The sequence below is a fragment of the Algibacter sp. L1A34 genome, from assembly GCF_009796805.1.
Lineage (GTDB): Bacteria > Bacteroidota > Bacteroidia > Flavobacteriales > Flavobacteriaceae > Algibacter.
The window spans coordinates 423,431-439,649 of sequence record NZ_CP047029.1 but is presented as its reverse complement, the minus strand read 5'-3'; the positions used below and the strand labels follow the sequence as shown (position 1 = coordinate 439,649).

The 16,219-nt window shown below is 32.5% G+C and carries 18 protein-coding genes; 3 read left to right on the top strand and 15 right to left on the bottom strand.

Annotated elements, in window-relative coordinates; translation table 11 throughout:
- Positions 1 to 21: 21 nt before the first annotated feature.
- A complete protein-coding gene (locus tag GQR97_RS01905) occupies positions 22 to 1,917 on the top strand; it encodes a SulP family inorganic anion transporter (protein WP_158844566.1) in 1,896 nt (631 codons plus the stop codon).
- Between the two features lie 76 nt (positions 1,918 to 1,993).
- Here GQR97_RS01905 and GQR97_RS01900 read toward each other — a convergent pair whose 3' ends face one another.
- From GQR97_RS01900 to GQR97_RS01885, 4 genes are all read right to left on the bottom strand, one after another.
- Positions 1,994 to 2,440 (bottom strand): HEAT repeat domain-containing protein, encoded by a 447-nt coding sequence (locus GQR97_RS01900; protein ID WP_158844563.1) that lies wholly within the window; start codon positions 2,438 to 2,440, stop codon positions 1,994 to 1,996.
- A 202-nt stretch (positions 2,441 to 2,642) separates the two neighbouring features.
- Positions 2,643 to 4,181 carry a phospholipase D family protein gene (locus tag GQR97_RS01895; RefSeq protein ID WP_158844560.1) on the bottom strand — a complete coding sequence of 513 codons (1,539 nt, stop codon included), beginning with the start codon at positions 4,179 to 4,181 and terminating at the stop codon, positions 2,643 to 2,645.
- 10 nt (positions 4,182 to 4,191) lie between these two features.
- Complete coding sequence (gene coaD, locus GQR97_RS01890; RefSeq protein ID WP_158844557.1) at positions 4,192 to 4,647, bottom strand: pantetheine-phosphate adenylyltransferase; 456 nt, start codon at positions 4,645 to 4,647, stop codon at positions 4,192 to 4,194.
- Positions 4,648 to 4,791: 144 nt separating this feature from the next.
- Positions 4,792 to 5,766 carry a D-alanine--D-alanine ligase gene (locus GQR97_RS01885; protein ID WP_158844554.1) on the bottom strand — a complete coding sequence of 325 codons (975 nt, stop codon included), beginning with the start codon at positions 5,764 to 5,766 and terminating at the stop codon, positions 4,792 to 4,794.
- A gap of 160 nt (positions 5,767 to 5,926) precedes the next feature.
- Here GQR97_RS01885 and GQR97_RS01880 point away from each other — a divergent pair, with 160 nt between their 5' ends.
- Together GQR97_RS01880 and GQR97_RS01875 are read left to right on the top strand one after the other, a co-directional pair.
- Positions 5,927 to 6,481: a PASTA domain-containing protein gene (locus tag GQR97_RS01880; protein ID WP_158844551.1), complete on the top strand. Its 555-nt coding sequence runs from the start codon at positions 5,927 to 5,929 to the stop codon at positions 6,479 to 6,481.
- Positions 6,482 to 6,483: 2 nt separating this feature from the next.
- Entirely contained in the window at positions 6,484 to 7,521 is a 1,038-nt protein-coding gene (locus GQR97_RS01875) for an RluA family pseudouridine synthase (protein WP_158844549.1), read from the top strand.
- 196 nt (positions 7,522 to 7,717) lie between these two features.
- On the opposite strand, the gene GQR97_RS01870 is transcribed toward GQR97_RS01875, so the two are convergent.
- From GQR97_RS01870 to GQR97_RS01820, 11 genes are all read right to left on the bottom strand, one after another.
- Positions 7,718 to 8,560, bottom strand: a complete 843-nt coding sequence (locus tag GQR97_RS01870) for a zinc metalloprotease (protein WP_158844546.1) — start codon at positions 8,558 to 8,560, stop codon at positions 7,718 to 7,720.
- 151 nt (positions 8,561 to 8,711) lie between these two features.
- Positions 8,712 to 9,524, bottom strand: a complete 813-nt coding sequence (locus GQR97_RS01865; RefSeq protein ID WP_158844543.1) for an alpha/beta hydrolase — start codon at positions 9,522 to 9,524, stop codon at positions 8,712 to 8,714.
- 334 nt (positions 9,525 to 9,858) lie between these two features.
- Positions 9,859 to 10,137, bottom strand: coding sequence for a putative quinol monooxygenase (locus tag GQR97_RS01860; RefSeq protein ID WP_158844540.1), 279 nt, complete (start codon positions 10,135 to 10,137; stop codon positions 9,859 to 9,861).
- A gap of 113 nt (positions 10,138 to 10,250) precedes the next feature.
- Positions 10,251 to 10,961, bottom strand: coding sequence for a 3-ketoacyl-ACP reductase (locus GQR97_RS01855; protein WP_158844537.1), 711 nt, complete (start codon positions 10,959 to 10,961; stop codon positions 10,251 to 10,253).
- A gap of 118 nt (positions 10,962 to 11,079) precedes the next feature.
- On the bottom strand, positions 11,080 to 11,616 hold the full coding sequence (locus tag GQR97_RS01850) for a YcxB family protein (RefSeq protein ID WP_158844534.1): 537 nt from the start codon (positions 11,614 to 11,616) through the stop codon (positions 11,080 to 11,082).
- A 79-nt stretch (positions 11,617 to 11,695) separates the two neighbouring features.
- Positions 11,696 to 12,745: an ACR3 family arsenite efflux transporter gene (arsB, locus tag GQR97_RS01845; RefSeq protein ID WP_158844531.1), complete on the bottom strand. Its 1,050-nt coding sequence runs from the start codon at positions 12,743 to 12,745 to the stop codon at positions 11,696 to 11,698.
- A 1-nt stretch (position 12,746) separates the two neighbouring features.
- Positions 12,747 to 13,364 (bottom strand): low molecular weight phosphatase family protein, encoded by a 618-nt coding sequence (locus tag GQR97_RS01840; RefSeq protein ID WP_158844528.1) that lies wholly within the window; start codon positions 13,362 to 13,364, stop codon positions 12,747 to 12,749.
- Positions 13,365 to 13,400: 36 nt separating this feature from the next.
- Positions 13,401 to 13,868, bottom strand: a complete 468-nt coding sequence (locus GQR97_RS01835) for a DUF6428 family protein (RefSeq protein ID WP_158844525.1) — start codon at positions 13,866 to 13,868, stop codon at positions 13,401 to 13,403.
- A gap of 40 nt (positions 13,869 to 13,908) precedes the next feature.
- Entirely contained in the window at positions 13,909 to 14,238 is a 330-nt protein-coding gene (locus GQR97_RS01830) for an ArsR/SmtB family transcription factor (protein ID WP_158844523.1), read from the bottom strand.
- Positions 14,239 to 14,348: 110 nt separating this feature from the next.
- A complete protein-coding gene (locus GQR97_RS01825; RefSeq protein WP_158844520.1) occupies positions 14,349 to 14,951 on the bottom strand; it encodes a hypothetical protein in 603 nt (200 codons plus the stop codon).
- Positions 14,952 to 15,010: 59 nt separating this feature from the next.
- On the bottom strand, positions 15,011 to 16,174 hold the full coding sequence (locus GQR97_RS01820) for a histidine decarboxylase (RefSeq protein WP_158844517.1): 1,164 nt from the start codon (positions 16,172 to 16,174) through the stop codon (positions 15,011 to 15,013).
- Positions 16,175 to 16,219 lie beyond the last annotated feature (45 nt).

Here is a 16,219-nt window from a genome sequence, read left to right as displayed (position 1 = left end):
TGCACCTTCAAAAAATAAACTATGACAGAATTTATAAGGAAGATAATCCCCAATGCTAAAGATGATGTTTTAGCTGGTATTACAACATCATTGGCTATGATTCCGGAAGTAGTAGCTTTTGCTTTTGTGGCTCAAATTAGTCCTATTGTAGCACTTTTTGGGGCTTTTGTAATCGGTATTGTTTCTGCAATTTTTGGTGGTAGACCGGGACTTATTTCTGGTGCTGCAGGTGCAGTTGCCGTTATTTTTGTCCACATGATTCAAGAAGGGCACGCTAAAGGTCTTTTGTTTGATCAACCCGTAGAAAACATGGGTTACTTTTATTTGTTAGCGGCTGTAGTTTTAATGGGAGTTATTCAAATTTTAGCGGGTGTTTTTAAACTCGGTAAATTTGTACGATTAATTCCGCATCCAGTAATGTTAGGGTTTGTAAACGGTTTAGCTATTGTTATTTTTATGGCTCAATTGGGTATGTTTACTGAAAATACAAAAGATATTTTTGGTCAGAATATGCGTAAAACCGAATCTAAAGAACTTGTTTATAATTTTGGTGATGGTGCTGTAACAGATTTAGTTTCTAATATAGAAGTGTTTTCTATAAAAGATAAATCTGTTGTAAATGTAAAAACAGGAGCAGAGGTTTATATCATGTCCGATACTCAAGTTTTCGATGCTAAAACGAAAAAAGTAATATTCAATATAAAGGATAATGGTTTTTATTCAGTAAAAGATAGTGGTGTTGTAAAATCTAGATTACAAGGTAGTACACTTTATATAATGATTGGTCTTGTGTTGTTAACCATGCTAATTGTTTGGGGTTTACCAAAATTAACAACTAAAATCCCTGCAGCTTTAACAGCTATTTTAATAGTGACTTTAATTGCTGTTTTTGGGGGGCTTGAATCCATAAACGTTGGTGAGTTTATTAGAGATGGTGGTGGAGCTGGATTAAATGGTTTCGATGAATTATCTAAAAACCTAAATTTAATGGAGCTATGGAGTAACCTTCCTTTTAATTTAGATACTTTAAAGTTTATTGCGCCTTATGCCTTTTTAGCGGCTTCTGTAGGATTGATTGAAACGCTAATGACTATGAATTTAGTTGATGAATTAACAGAAACTAGAGGTGATGGAAATAGAGAATGTGTAGCACAAGGAACAGGAAATATACTTAGTGGTTTGTTTGGTGGAACTGGTGGTTGCGGAATGATTGGTCAAACCGTTATAAATGTTAATGCTGGTGGTAGAGGGCGTTTGTCTGGTATTATGATGGCGTTAACTTTATTAACTTTCATCTTGTTTGCAGATAAATATATAGAGCAAGTGCCAATTGCAGCATTAGTTGGTGTGATGTTCATGATGGTTATTGAAACCTTTGCATGGTCTAGTTTTAGAATTATGAAAAAAATACCAAAGTCTGATGCTTTTGTATTAATCATAGTTTCTGCTGTAACTGTTTTCTTTGATTTAGCCATTGCTGTTTTTGTTGGAGTTATAATTTCGGCTTTAGTTTTTGCTTGGGAAAACGCTAAGAAAATTAGAGCAAGAAAACGCGTTTCTGAAGATGGAAAAGTTAAAACTTACGAAATTTGGGGACCATTATTTTTTGGTTCCATACAAGCATTTAATGATAAATTTGATGTTAAAACAGATCCAGAGTGTGTTGAAATTGATTTTGTAGAATCTCGTGTTAGTGATCATTCGGCAATAGAAGCTATTTTTAATATAGTTGAAAAATATAAAGCTGAAGGAAAGTCTATTAAACTGAAACATTTAAGTGACGATTGTAAACTTCTTTTATATAAATCGAATCCTAAATTTAGAGAAGTTATAGTTGAAGATATCGATGATCCGCGTTACCATTTAGCGGCAAACCCTGAAGCTTTTCCAAAAGGACTTTCGGAATATAAATTCTAAATTAAAGTATAAAGTAATTCAGTCTTCAGTAAGTAGTCTATAAATTTGACAACCTAATGAAGACTGATAACTTATTTTACCGCATTGGTCGTTTCAATTGTGCTTTCACACGGTCAAACGATTTTTTACTTGCGCGTTCCCAACGATATATATTGTGCTTTTTATTTTTGTTTGCTTTAAACTTAGCATCACTGTCACGTACTTTTTTAGCCCAATTAAATCGTTTTTTTACAATGGCTTTAATCAGTTCGTCATTTTCTCCCATGCGTTCCAATGCATTTAAGCAAGCTACAGATACGTTTTGAACTTTATCATTTATACATTGAAGTAAAGCAGGGATAGTCGATGGGTTATTAAGTTGTTCTAAAGCCTCGGCAGCCAAACGACGTGTTTTATAATTGCCATGTTTTAAAGCGTACTCTAGTTTCTCTACGTGCTCGTTTTCCATCCAAAAATCTATTGTACGTTCTTTGGGCTGAATTAGCTTCAACTTAAAAAGTAAATATGTGATTTGGTGTAACATGGTTTTTCTATATAATCTTTAACTATATGTATAAAAATTTTTAGAAATGTTACAGTTTATTCTAGAATTACTTGTTTTGAAATATAAAAGAATGCTTAGGAAGCTCTAGTCTATATCGTGTTTTTGAAGCGTAAACATCTTTGGTTTTGATCATTAATGCGACGACTAATTAATTGGTGTTTATGTTGTAAAAAAATATATATTATAATATAGCCTTAGGTAGTATTTTTCGTGTCCAAGTTTTTAAACGTTTGTAATTGCTAACTTCAGAATCTGGATTAAATTCTAAAGTCGTTTCCCAAGCGTTTTCTGGTTTAAATTCGATTTCCATACCTTTTAAAACACCTTTGGAAATTTTTTCAGAATCAACAATTACAACACATTCTGTGTTTAAATTAGCACTTCTTGGATCTAAGTTAAAGGTGCCAATTACTGTCGTTTTATTATCAATCACCATAGATTTGGCATGAAGCCCAAAAGTAGGTTTGTAATTTAATTTTTCCTGCAATTCGCCTGTCATTATTTTTGAGCGTTCTTCTGCATCAGGACGGAATTCAAAAATTCGAACACCTGTTTCTAATAATTTTTCGCGATCGGTTTGGTAGCTGCTAAAAGCTTCAACATTATCTGTAGATGCTAAACTATTTGTTAAAATACGTATGGTAACACCTCGATCTATGGCTTTTTTAAATAAGTTTCGGCTAAGGTTAGATGTTATTAAATAAGGTGTTTGAATATCTATAGATGTTTTAGCTTTTTTTACCAAATCGACTAGTGCATCAGTAGAAATCCCACCTCCTGATAAATTATAATCTTCATCATTTTTTCCTGGTAAATCGGAAATAAAATGAACATCGTCTAGCCAAACAAGATTATCGGAATTTTTAATGTCATCAAAAGCGCTAGGTAAGTTTTTAATTCGGTTTCGAACTTGTGGCCAAAAATTTTCTGGATTGCAAGCATATTCATGAAGTTTATCAAAAGTGTGTTCAGAATATAATTTTTTAGTATTACTATTAATTATTTGGGTAACATCTTCGCTAAGTGAACTATTCCAAAACGTTTCAAAAGATGATTTTACATTTCCAGCTTCTTTTCCTAATAAAAGAATATCACGATCTCTAAAATTATATTCGTGGTCGTAATCGAAATATTCGTTGGCTATATTTCTGCCACCTGTAATAACAACCTTATCATCTACAATAAAGGTTTTGTTGTGCATACGCTGATTGGCACCTTTAAAATCGGTTGAAAATTTTTCTATTTTCTGAAAAATATTTTTACCTAAATTAATTCCGGGATTATAAATTTTAACGGAAATATTTTCGTGAGAATTAAAAGTTAAGATATCTTCAATGTCTGCATCCACCATAATATCGTCTACAATGATACGTACTTTAACACCACGATCTGCGGCTCTTACCAAATAATCACAGGCAATAAGCCCGATATTATCAGTAGAAAATATAAAATATTGAATGTCTATGGTTTTTTCGGCATACTCAGTTAACCAGGCTCTTGCTACCATAGCCCCACTACCATCTTCCAGAACATATACACCAGTTTTATCCTTCATTAAAGGGGTAACATTTTTAAGTGCATTAGATAGTGTTAAACTATCGTTTCTGTGAATATTTGAGCAAAAATTGGTAATGATATCTGCCGGTTTATCTTCTTTACAAGAAACTATAGTACAAAATATAAAAATAAAATAAACTCTAAATTTTAGGGAAAACTGCATTCAGAAACTGTTATTTAACCCGCACAGTATCGGGAACTAATTTTGTGTAATCACCATTGTTTCTAATAACGTCACGCACAATAGATGAAGCGATATAAGAAGTTTTTGCTGCTGTTAAAAGAAAAACAGTTTCAATAGGAGCAAGGTCACGGTTGGTATGTGCAATGGCTTTTTCGAATTCAAAATCGGCTGGATTTCTCAGGCCACGTAAAATAAATTCAACACCTATTTCTTGACAAAAATGGACAGTTAACCCTTCATAAGTTACTACTTTCACTTTAGGCTCGTCTGCAAAAGTTTTTTCAATAAATGCTTTTCTTTCTTCAAGAGTGAACATATATTTTTTATCGGAATTGACACCAATAGCCACAATAATTTCATCAAAAAGTGTTACCCCACGTTTTATAATATCGTAGTGTCCTAAAGTTATCGGATCGAATGATCCTGGGAATATAGCTCGTTTCATGAAGTTTTTCTTCTTCCTAATTTAAAAGGAAATATTTATGTGTTAGTAAAGATACAATTCTAAATCTGTAAATTTTAACTACAGATTTTAGTTATGGTATTAGCAAAAATCTTTTAATACTCAAAATAGTCAACTGAAAAGAACCTATTTCAAAGCCTCTTCAATAGCACTATCAAATAAGTCACTCAAACTAATTCCTGCCACTTTTGCTTGTTGTGGCAAAATACTTTCCCGAGTTAAACCCGGAATAGTATTCATTTCTAATAAATGGGGCTCACCATCTTTAAAAATAAACTCGCTACGGCTAAAACCTTTCATTTTTAACACCTCGTAAACCTTCTTTGCTAACGTGTTTACTTTGAGTTCTTGTTCTTTTGTGAGTCTTGCAGGTGTTATTTCTTGAGATTTTCCAAGATATTTAGCTTCATAATCAAAAAAATCATTTTCGGTTACAATTTCTGTTATGGGTAAAACTTTTGTTTCACCTTTATAAGTAATTACCCCAACTGAAACTTCTGTACCGTCTAAAAACGACTCTATAATAATTTCGTCATCTTCCTTAAAAGCGGTTTCAATTGAAGGTTGTAAATCTTCTTTTGTATGTGCTTTAGAAACCCCAAAACTGCTTCCGGCTTTATTCGCTTTTACAAAACAAGGTAATCCTACTTTTGCAATAATATCATCTTCATTTATAACATCGCCTTTGTTTACATAATAAGATTCTGCTGTTTTAATTCCGTAGGGTTTTAGCACACTTAAACAGTCGCGTTTATTAAAGGTAACACCCGCTTGGTACATGTTGCAACTGGTTTGTGGCATGTTTAGTAATTCAAAATAACCTTGCATTAAACCATCTTCTCCGGGAGACCCATGTATGGCGTTAAACACACAATCGAAAGTGATTTTAGTTCCATTTACAGTTACCGAAAAATCGTTTTTATCAATTGGAAACTCTGTATTATTAGTATCTACATAAACCCATTTGTCCTTAAATATATGAATTCGGTAAGCGTTATATTTTGAGTTATCAAGAGATTCAAAAACTACATTTCCGCTGGTTAAAGAAATTTTATATTCGCTAGAATAGCCTCCCATTATTATGGCAATATTTTTTTTCATTTTTATGTATTTATGCTTTCCGCGAAAGCGAAAAAATCGTTATTCCGTCTAAAACGAATAATAAAACGTAGTTATTATTCATAAAGCTAAAATATCATATAAATTGCAAAAGAAAAAACAGTTCTGTTTTTATATATTTGCCTAATAATAAAAATTATACATGAGCATTATTAAATTCCTTGTTAGCAAAACATTTTTTAAGCAATTAGCATTGGCTATCGTTGCAATTGTGGTACTTTGTTTTATTATGTTAAAATGGTTGAACGTATCTACAAATCATGGTGAGTTTGAAACTGTTCCAGATTTAAAGGGTAAATCTATAAATGTTGCCGAAATAGAGCTAAGTGAAAATAATTTAGTGATGCAAATTCAGGATTCGGCTAATTTCAATCCTAATTACCCTAAATTTTCGGTTATAGAGCAAGAGCCAATATCTGGTACACAAGTAAAAGAAAATAGAAAAATTTATTTAACATTAAACCCATCGGGATACCAAAAAATAGAGGTTCCAGATTTAAAAGAACGCACATACCGCCAAGCCAGACCAACCCTAGAAGCCTTAGGCTTTAAAGTAGGTAAGCTAACTTACGAAAACAATATTGCAGAAGATATGGTTTTACGCATGAGCTATAAAGGCAAAACAATAAAACCAAGCGATAAATTGCCGAAAACATCGGTAATAGATTTGGTTTTAGGTAATGGCAACAGACCTTAATTATGGACGCATATACACCGCAATTACCCGACGAAGATAATCTTTACGAACACCATTCATTTACTGTAGATAAAGGGCAAACACCCCTTAGAATTGATAAATATTTAATGAATTTTGTTGAAAACGCTACCCGAAATAAAATTCAGGCAGCAGCAAAAAACGGCAGTATTTTTGTTAATGATGTTCCCGTAAAATCTAATTATAAGGTAAAACCTTTTGATACTATTCGTGTGCTTTTTGCACATCCGCCATTCGAGAATTTATTGGTTGGAGAGGATATTGATATCGATGTGGTTTACGAAGATGATGACTTACTTGTGGTAAACAAAAAACCAGGAATGGTTGTGCATCCAGGTCATGGAAATTACTCCGGTACACTTATAAATGCATTAATCTATAGATTCGATAATTTACCTAATAATTCTAGCGAGCGGCCAGGTTTGGTACACCGTATTGACAAGGATACAAGCGGACTTTTAGTAGTCGCAAAAACCGAAGAGGCTATGGCACATTTATCGCTTCAATTTGCTAATAAAACCAGTGAACGTGAGTATGTTGCTATTGTTTGGGGTAATATGAACGAAGATAATGGTACGGTAGAAGGTAACATTGGTCGCCATCCTAAAAACCGTTTACAAAACACGGTGTTTTTTGGTGATGATGCCGATAAAGGTAAGCCTGCCGTAACGCATTATAGCGTTTTAGAACGTTTAGGTTACGTAACTTTGGTATCTTGTAAGTTAGAAACGGGACGTACACACCAAATTCGTGTACACATGAAACATATTGGGCATACTTTGTTTAACGACGAGCGTTATGGTGGTGAAAAAGTACTGAAAGGAACTACGTTTACCAAATACAAGCAATTTGTAGATAACTGTTTTAAAGTATTACCAAGACAGGCGCTACATGCTAAAACACTTGGTTTTGTACATCCTAGAACTGGTGAGTTTATGAGGTTTGATACCGAAATTCCAGATGATATGCAGCAATGTATTAATAAATGGAAAACGTATTCTAAACATCAAGAATTAGAATAATAATTTTTGGGCGTTACCCTAAGGGTCGGGCTTTCCGCTATATCTTTTTGCAAAGCGTTTCTGTTTGCAACATCTAGATTATAAATTAAAAGCCTTGCTCATAAAGAGTTTAGGCTTTTTTTATTTTGCAAAAAGGATGTCGCATCAATCCCTAACGCATATATCTGCTAAGGTTTAGTTAACTATCTTAAGATTTTTACACATTTGCAGGATTCAATAATCCCGTTCTATACATCATAATCTGTTCTTTAATACGGGTTTCTTGAGCTATTGTTAATTCGTTCATCCAATCATCATCTACATAATTCATATAATTGTGGATAGGAGCATAATCGCCAATAGTACAAGCGTTATGAGGTTTACCATCTTCAGGTTTTCCGTAGTTAGCGCTGCTATGTGCAGGCGTGTCTTTTACTTGATCTCCAATACCATCGCAGCCACCTTGAAACGTGTGGAATAAACCTAACCAATGCCCAACTTCATGTACTGCCGTCATCCCTAAATTGTATGGGGCAGCTGTACCTCCAGGTAAAGATTCATCTAGCATTACAACACCATCCATAACAGGATCTCCAGCTAAATCATAAGGGAATGTTGCCCAACCTAACAAGCCAGAAACTAAACCTCCAGTATAGAAATTTAAGTATTTGTGTGGATCTGCTCCTAGTGAAGTTTTGGCTTGGCGTTCGCTTGCAGATGCATGACCCATATTGTACCAGTTCTCGTTATCAATAAACTTGACTTCCTGTTCGCTATAATTAAAAGTTAAGCCAGCAGAAGCGTAAGCTGTATTTAAAAGTTCTATTTGTTGTATCCTTTGAGTTTTTGTTATCAATCCTCTTGCTCCATAAGTGATATGGTGAAATCTAACTTCTATAGATAATTCCGAAAATAATTTACGTCTAGTTTTATTAGCAGTAATCTCTTCATCAACTCGCATAATATCGATTGGTGTCGGAATTTTTGTAGCACAACCACGGCCATATCTTATAAATTCTTCTTGATCGGAAAATTCTTTGTTATTGATAAAAAAAGCCATATTTGTTGTGTTTTAGGTACTTGTTAGTTATTCGTAATTAAGAAATCTTAAAAGGTTGACACTAATTTAGCTGAAATTTTTTACAAAGTCAAGTTTTTCTAATATTTACAAAAGATGTTTTTTAATAAAAGAGACTTTAATTTTAATGCGTTTATTTCGCATTCAAAGTCCAAACTAAAGCTTTTTCTTTTGTCGCTCTAAAAATCGTGCTATGCTTTTCATTTGGTTCATTACAATATTTCCATATTACATTCTCTGGCGCATTTGATAGTAAATATTTTTCGATATTGTTGGTAAATACCGAAACATCTTCGGCTCCCGAACCTGCAAACCAAAGTTTAGTTTTTTTACTTGTAAAATTTTTTAGGTAATTTGGAGTATTTTTCTCTAAAGAGTGGTTATTCCACCAAAGTGATGGGTCCATGGCAATATAAAAATCGAATATTTCAGGATTTAATAAAAAGGTTTCCATAATAAAAAGTCCAGCAAGCGATTCGCCTATTATGCCTTTTTTGTTGGTTGTTTGGTATCTCTTATTTATTTCAGGAAATAGTTCACTGGTAATAAATGCTCTAAAATTTTTGGCACCATCGGTTAACGGACAATATTTGGCATCTTCTTTTTCTTGAGATGCACCCGATAAATCTCGTCTACGGTCTGTGTTTTCAATCCCTACCAAAATTATTGGCGGAATACTTTTGTTTTCTACAAGTGCTGCAATGGTGTTTGCTATATGTGGAAAATCTTCTTCTATTCCGCCGTCAGGCATATAAATTACTGGTAATGCGGTGTTATTGGTTTTAAGCTCTTTTGGTATCCAAACGTTGATAACCCGTGTTTCGTTAAGATGTTGTGATACTAACGTGAAGCTGTCGTGATCTGGAATAGGATCATTGAATTTTGGGTCTTTATTGCAGCCAATAAATATCGGTAACATAAACAGTAGGTAGACTAGTTTTTTCATTTTTAGATTTTTTAATTGTGAGGGTTTTTTCGTTTTTACTATTTGGAAGAATATGATTAGTAAAAATGAATACAATTTTATTATCAGATGTTAAACGAAATTAATTAAAAACATTCACTAGGCAAAATATACTTTTAATTATAATTCGTTTTTTTATAGAAGAACAGTTGTGATTTCTCTTTTAAGTATGAATACAATAATAGAATCCTTACTTTTTTAACAATTAAAGAAATAATTTTCAGCTAAGCTGTATGTGCTTTTTCTGGTATGTGGATAGTGGAATTGGTAATGTATAGGGAAAGATACGATGTTGATTTATAGTATTTTTTTACGATTAAAAAACTTCGATAATGGGGGCTTTAGATAAGAAAGGAGCGATTGCATTTACGAAATTTATAAAATGTTCCGAAGCGTTATGAAGTTCAATAGCTTCTTCGTTAATATATTTTTCATGAAAAAGGAATTCAGTTTCTTTATCGACTTCATTTAAAAGCCTATATTGTAAACAGCCAACTTCAGTATTACTTTGTGCGACCATTACTTTTGCTAATTTTAAAAACGCTTCTGTTTTTGATGCTTGAACACTAATTGGGGCAATAATTACTTTTTCCATTATTATAAATATTATGATGTATGATTGTAAAAAGCACTGTTTTTAATTCGCTTTAATTTTAAAAAAAATATAGCGAAATTTTATATTGAAAATCTCGCTATATCTATTCTTATTTATGGGTTTGTAGACCATAAAGCTGCGCTTTTTAGCATGGCGCGTCTTGGTAGTTTTAAACCTGCAACAATAAGCTCTGCAAAATCTTCTGGTTGTAAAACACTGTCTTCAGAATCTTTAGTGGCGATTCCTAAATCGATAGACATATCAGACGCGATAGTACTTGGTGTTAAAGTACAAACACGAATGTTATTTTTACGAACTTCTTTCATTAAAGATTCCGACATACCTATTACTGCAAATTTTGATGCAGAATAAGCAGATGTAGTTGCATTTCCGCTTAATCCTGCGGTAGATGATATATTTATAATATCACCTTCATTCTTTTCTATTAAGTATGGTAAAACTTCTTTTGTTACATAATACATGCCCATTACGTTGGTTTGGATAATTTGAGTCCATTGATTAACATCCATGTCGTTAAACGTTCCAAAAGCAGCAATTCCTGCATTGTTTACCAAAATATCTACAGTACCAAATGTGTCAATAATGTTTTTGATTCCTGTTTTTACTTCTTCATAATTTCCAACGTCGAAAACTGAGTAGGTTGCTTTAACTCCAATAGCTTCTAATTCTGAAACGGTTTCTTTTAAAACAGCTTCGTTTCTACCTGTTATTGCTACATCTATACCTTCTTTTGCAAATGCAATAGCAGTTGCTTTTCCTAAGCCACGACCGCCGCCTGTAATGATTGCTTTTTTATTTTTCATTTTATTTTTGTGAATATATTTATAATGTTTGTTCGATAATATGTTATTGAAAACTAGTTAATTTTTTTTAAAAAGCCATAAAAATTATATTAAATCATGGTCATTAATTTGAAGTTTTTTATTTCCATTCCCAATTTAACTCATCGATATGTTCGGCTCCTAAACTTGTAACTTTCTTTATAAATTCCGCTTGGTTAATAATAGCGCGTTTTGGAACAATTAATGATAATCCTGTTTTCAGTTTAATAAAGAAATGGTTTTTTATTTCGTTCAACTCATTGAGTTCAGATCCCTTTATTTTTGTTTCGGTTGAAAAGTCTTTCGAGTATACCGAATCTTCATTAAAAGAAATTTCTACCGGCTTATTAATTCTGTTTTTATAATTTTCGTCAATATGTTTTTGAAAACGCCTTTTATTGGCCCATTTAGAATATCTAGGATAAAAAACATACCATATTATACTTATTAAAACAAATGTTATTGTTATAACATAACTTTTATCATTTATAGCTGAATAAAGCGCAAATAGTGTGTAAATGATAGGGATAATTATTCGAGTACGAAATCGTGTTTTTTTGTTTAATTTAGATTTAGAAGCCGTGTAAAGATGATATTCTAAATAGTCTGATTCTGTAAGCTCGTAATTTAAGTTCATTCGTATGTAAATTGACTAAACGAAATTAGCCAATCTATATCATAAAATCAAGCACTTTTCGGTTTCAAAATAAAACCTTTTACTGTACAGCGTTTCCGTAGTATTTCTTCTTCAACCAAAATGAAACTTTTACTAATAAAATTAAAGCAGGAACTTCAACTAAAGGCCCAATAACACCAGCAAAGGCTTGGCCCGAATTTAATCCAAAAACAGCAATAGCTACGGCGATGGCTAATTCGAAATTGTTTCCAGCCGCTGTGAATGCTACCGATGCTGTTTTATCGTAAGTAGCACCAGTTGCTTTGGTAGCGAAAAAACCAATAATAAACATGACTGTGAAGTAAATAAGTAACGGTACTGCAATGATTAAAACATCCATTGGTATTTCTACAATAAGTTCACCTTTTAGAGAAAACATAACTACAATTGTGAATAAAAGTGCAATTAAAGTTAGCGGTGAAATTGTTGGGATAAAGGTTTCTGTATACCAAGTTTCGCCTTTTAATTTTACTAAAAAGTATCGACTTAAAATACCTAAAACAAATGGAAGTCCTAAATAAATAGCCACACTTTCTGCAATGGTTCCAATAGAAATATCGACAATAGCACCTTCAAAACCAAAGTAGGGAGGTAGTACAGTAATAAAAAGCCAGGCATAAAAACTATAAGCAAAAACTTGAAAAATACTGTTTAAAGCCACTAAGCCTGCACCGTATTCGCTGCTGCCTTCGGCTAAATCGTTCCAAACTAAAACCATAGCAATACAACGTGCTAAGCCTATTAAAATAAGGCCTACCATGTATTCTGGATAGTCATGTAGAAAAGTTATGGCTAAAACAAACATTAAAACCGGACCAATAATCCAATTTAAAAGGAGTGAAATAAATAGCAGTTTTGTGTTTTTAAAAACCATTGGTAAAAGTTTGTAATTCACTTTTGCTAGTGGTGGGTACATCATTAAAATTAAACCAATGGCAATCGGTATGTTTGTTGTACCGCTACTCATACTCTCAATTATACTTGGGAAGGTTGGTATAAAATAACCGATGCTAACGCCTATAGCCATAGCTACAAAAATCCAAAGTGTTAAATTTTTATCGAGGAAACTAAGTTTTTTTATTGATTTCATTTTAAGAGACTATTTGTGAGAACACATAAAATAATTCGGTTGCAATTTGTAAGCTACGTTCTTGATATTTTTCGGCCTGTTGTGGCGTATTATCAAAAGCTTTTGGATCTTCAAAAGTTATAGGAATTCGTTTTTCTGCACCATGAATAAACGGACAACCGTTGTCGGCTTGCGAGCAAGTCATTACAGCAGCAAAGAATGCTTTTGGGTTAAAATAGCTATCCAGTTTTTTTGAAAACCCAATAATTGGATGTGAATTATCGGAGTATTTTATGCTGTAAACAGGGTTGCTAGTATCCGAAATTTTATTTATTTTAAATCCTGAATTTTCTAAAGTTTTCGCCACCATCGGGAAAAGAGCAGTTGCTTCTGTACCTCCCGAATAACAAAACACATTTTTAATATTGAAATAATGTGCCATGGTTTGTGCCCAAGTTTGCGATAAATGACTTCGCCTTGAATTGTGCGTACAAATAAAATTAATACGAATATCCTGTTTAGTATTTACTTTTAGCTGAATAAAATCTACTAATGGTTTTAATATTTCTTTGCGTGAGTCGGCTATTGTTTCAACATTGAAGGTTGAAATTACTCTATCGATATCGTTAAATACAGTCATAATTATTTTTAAAATTATTGGTGAATAGATTTAAGTTTAGCAACAACCACTTCCTGGTTTGCAAGATTCGCCAGTTTGGATATCTGAAAATTGTAATTTCGGCTTCTCAGCAGGAATACCACATTGGTCTTGTGCTAAACAATCGGTCTGTTTTGTGGTTAATAGAAAATTGGTGCCATCGAAATCTAATGCAAATTTACCAATAGTTTCGGCTTGGTATTCTACTTCAATTTCTAAATCTTCGATACCTAAAGTTTTTTCAGAAAGCTCAATAATGTTTAATAATTTTTCTGGGTGTAATCTATGGTCGTAATCGTTTGCATTCCAAAGTTGAAAGTTTACAACAGTTTCATTTCTAACTGTTCCACCGCAATCAATAAAATGTTTTGTTATTTTTCCGACTTCCGTAACATGAAAATGGTTTGGTACCAATTCCCCGTTTGGTAATTTAAAGGTGATTTGGCTTAATCTGCTTAATTCTTTTTTTATTTCTGATAGTTTCATAATTTAATTTATTTTTTTTGATAATACTATTAATGTTTTTTTAGCAACAATCTATTTTAGGTAAATCTTGATTTAAAAAGGTGTTCATTATTGCTTTCATATTTGTCCAGTTTTCTGCATTTATGCAGTAGCAAACACTCGTGCCTTCAACATTGCCTTTTATTAACCCTAAAAGTTTTAGTTCTTTTAAATGTTGAGATATTGTGGGTTGAGCTAAACCAATTTCGTTTACCAAATCGCCACAAACACAAGAGTTTGTTTTAAATAAATGTTCTAAAATGGCCACGCGAGCAGGATGCCCAAATACTTTTGCAAATAAGGCTATTTCGTTTTGTGAATCGGAAAATATTTCTGTTTTAGCTAATCCCATGTATCTTTATTGTTTCATTGCAATATTACGATTAATATTTGAAATGAGAAAGATTAATTTGAAATACATCAAAAGTTTACTCTTTATTTATTTAATCGTTATAATTAATTTTAACGATTTAAAAATTCAATTTCACTTCTCGATTTCAGCCTTTTTAAAAGTGAAACAACAGTAATTCCTAAAAGAACCAAATATCCTGAGATAATTTTAAAAGTTCCAAGATTGGCTATTGCAAGTACGATACCTGCGATACCAGCTCTTCTGCCAATAATTTCATATTCAGCTCCATTTTCTATCTGATTTGCAAGATAAAAAGACCAAATAAAAACCCCTGTGATTATCAATAATGCGAAGAATTGAGGCTTAGCATACCGTACCATATTTGGGATTTCCGAACTATAATTTAAGTTAGGATTGTCGTTTTTTATAGCTTCAAAGACCTCTTTTTTAGTTTTTTCATTATCAATATAAAGCTCTTCTTCAGATTCTTTTCCGAAATATATCTTTATATAATTTTTACCACTTTGATTTTCAATTTTTGTAATATAAGAATAAGGAATGCTAAATAAATCTTTTAAGAATGTAATATCAGTTGTTTGCGGGGTTACTCTATTTAAATCATTTACTTTTGGATTGCCTTTGTATATTGATTTATCTGCAATTAAAATAAGTTTATTAGATCTTGATTCTTTTATCTTCCAGATTTTTAGCATGTAGATTGTCTGTATTAATAGCAAAATTAAATTAATCTAAAATCAATAAAGTTTTTAGATTAATACTTAAACGAAGTTATCAATTTTTTTAATACATAGCTATTGCTTTTTGGTCGCTTTTTTTCTAATACAATATCTTTAATAAACTCATCAATTTGACTTTTAGTTACATTAGGCATGCAAATAATATGTGTAATATCGTCATCGGTGGCTAATTGCCATTTTCCTTTAATAAAATCTGATACTTTTGGGAATACCACAGTAATCGACCCCGGATTGGTCCATGCTTTTATACCTCGTTTTAGAAGTTCATTTTTGCAGTATTCTGCAGTTTCCAAACTATGGCGGTAACGTTTTGCTAAACCTTCTAGACCCATTTTTTTAATGGTGTACCATAAAAATAATGGACTATGTCCGTTTCTAGAGCCTGTAATCGTGGTATCTAACGAGCCAATGTATGAAATACCTCTTGCAATTCGATCTCTTAAAGAGCGTTTGGTGATAATAACTCCCGAAGGAAATGGCGAACCAATAAATTTATGCCCGCTTATAGAAATACTATCTGCTCCATCTTTGAAATCGAAAGGTACACGTGGCTCCATAAAAGCACCGTAAGAACCAGATAATGCAGCATCGCAATGTATGTAATGGTCTTGAATGGCTAGTTTTTTTAAAATCTTTTTTACTTTAGAAACATCGTCTTTTGCTTCCATCATGGTTGTGCCAAAGGTGGTTAGAATAATGGCAGGTTTATGGCGGTTAAATTGTAAGGTGTTTTCTAGATCCTCATAGTCTATTTCTCCATTCTCCTGCGATCTAATGGTAATACTCGGTATGTTTAATAAATGAATATTTTTCTTTACACTGTAATGTGTAGATTCAGAAAAATAAACCATTGCTTTTGGATATAATTCTCTGGCAAGGTAAAGACCATAAAGATTACTCTCCGATCCGCCATTGGTAACATAGCCCCAATGATTTTTTGGATCTGCACGAAATAATTCAGCGAAAAACTCCACAACTTCACACTCCATTTCATGAGTTTGCACCTTATACGTGTTCTCTTCAAATGGATCTCCCACATTATTAATAGGGTATTTTAAGAATTCATTTAAGCGTGAATAATCAAAATCTTGTGCAACAGGATAACCCAAAACTTTTTCCTTATCTTCTATGAGTTGGGTTAAAAGAGAATCTATTATGGCATCTGGGTTTGTGTTCATTTTTATACTAAATTATTTTGATTGTTAATTTTATTTGTTCTGTAA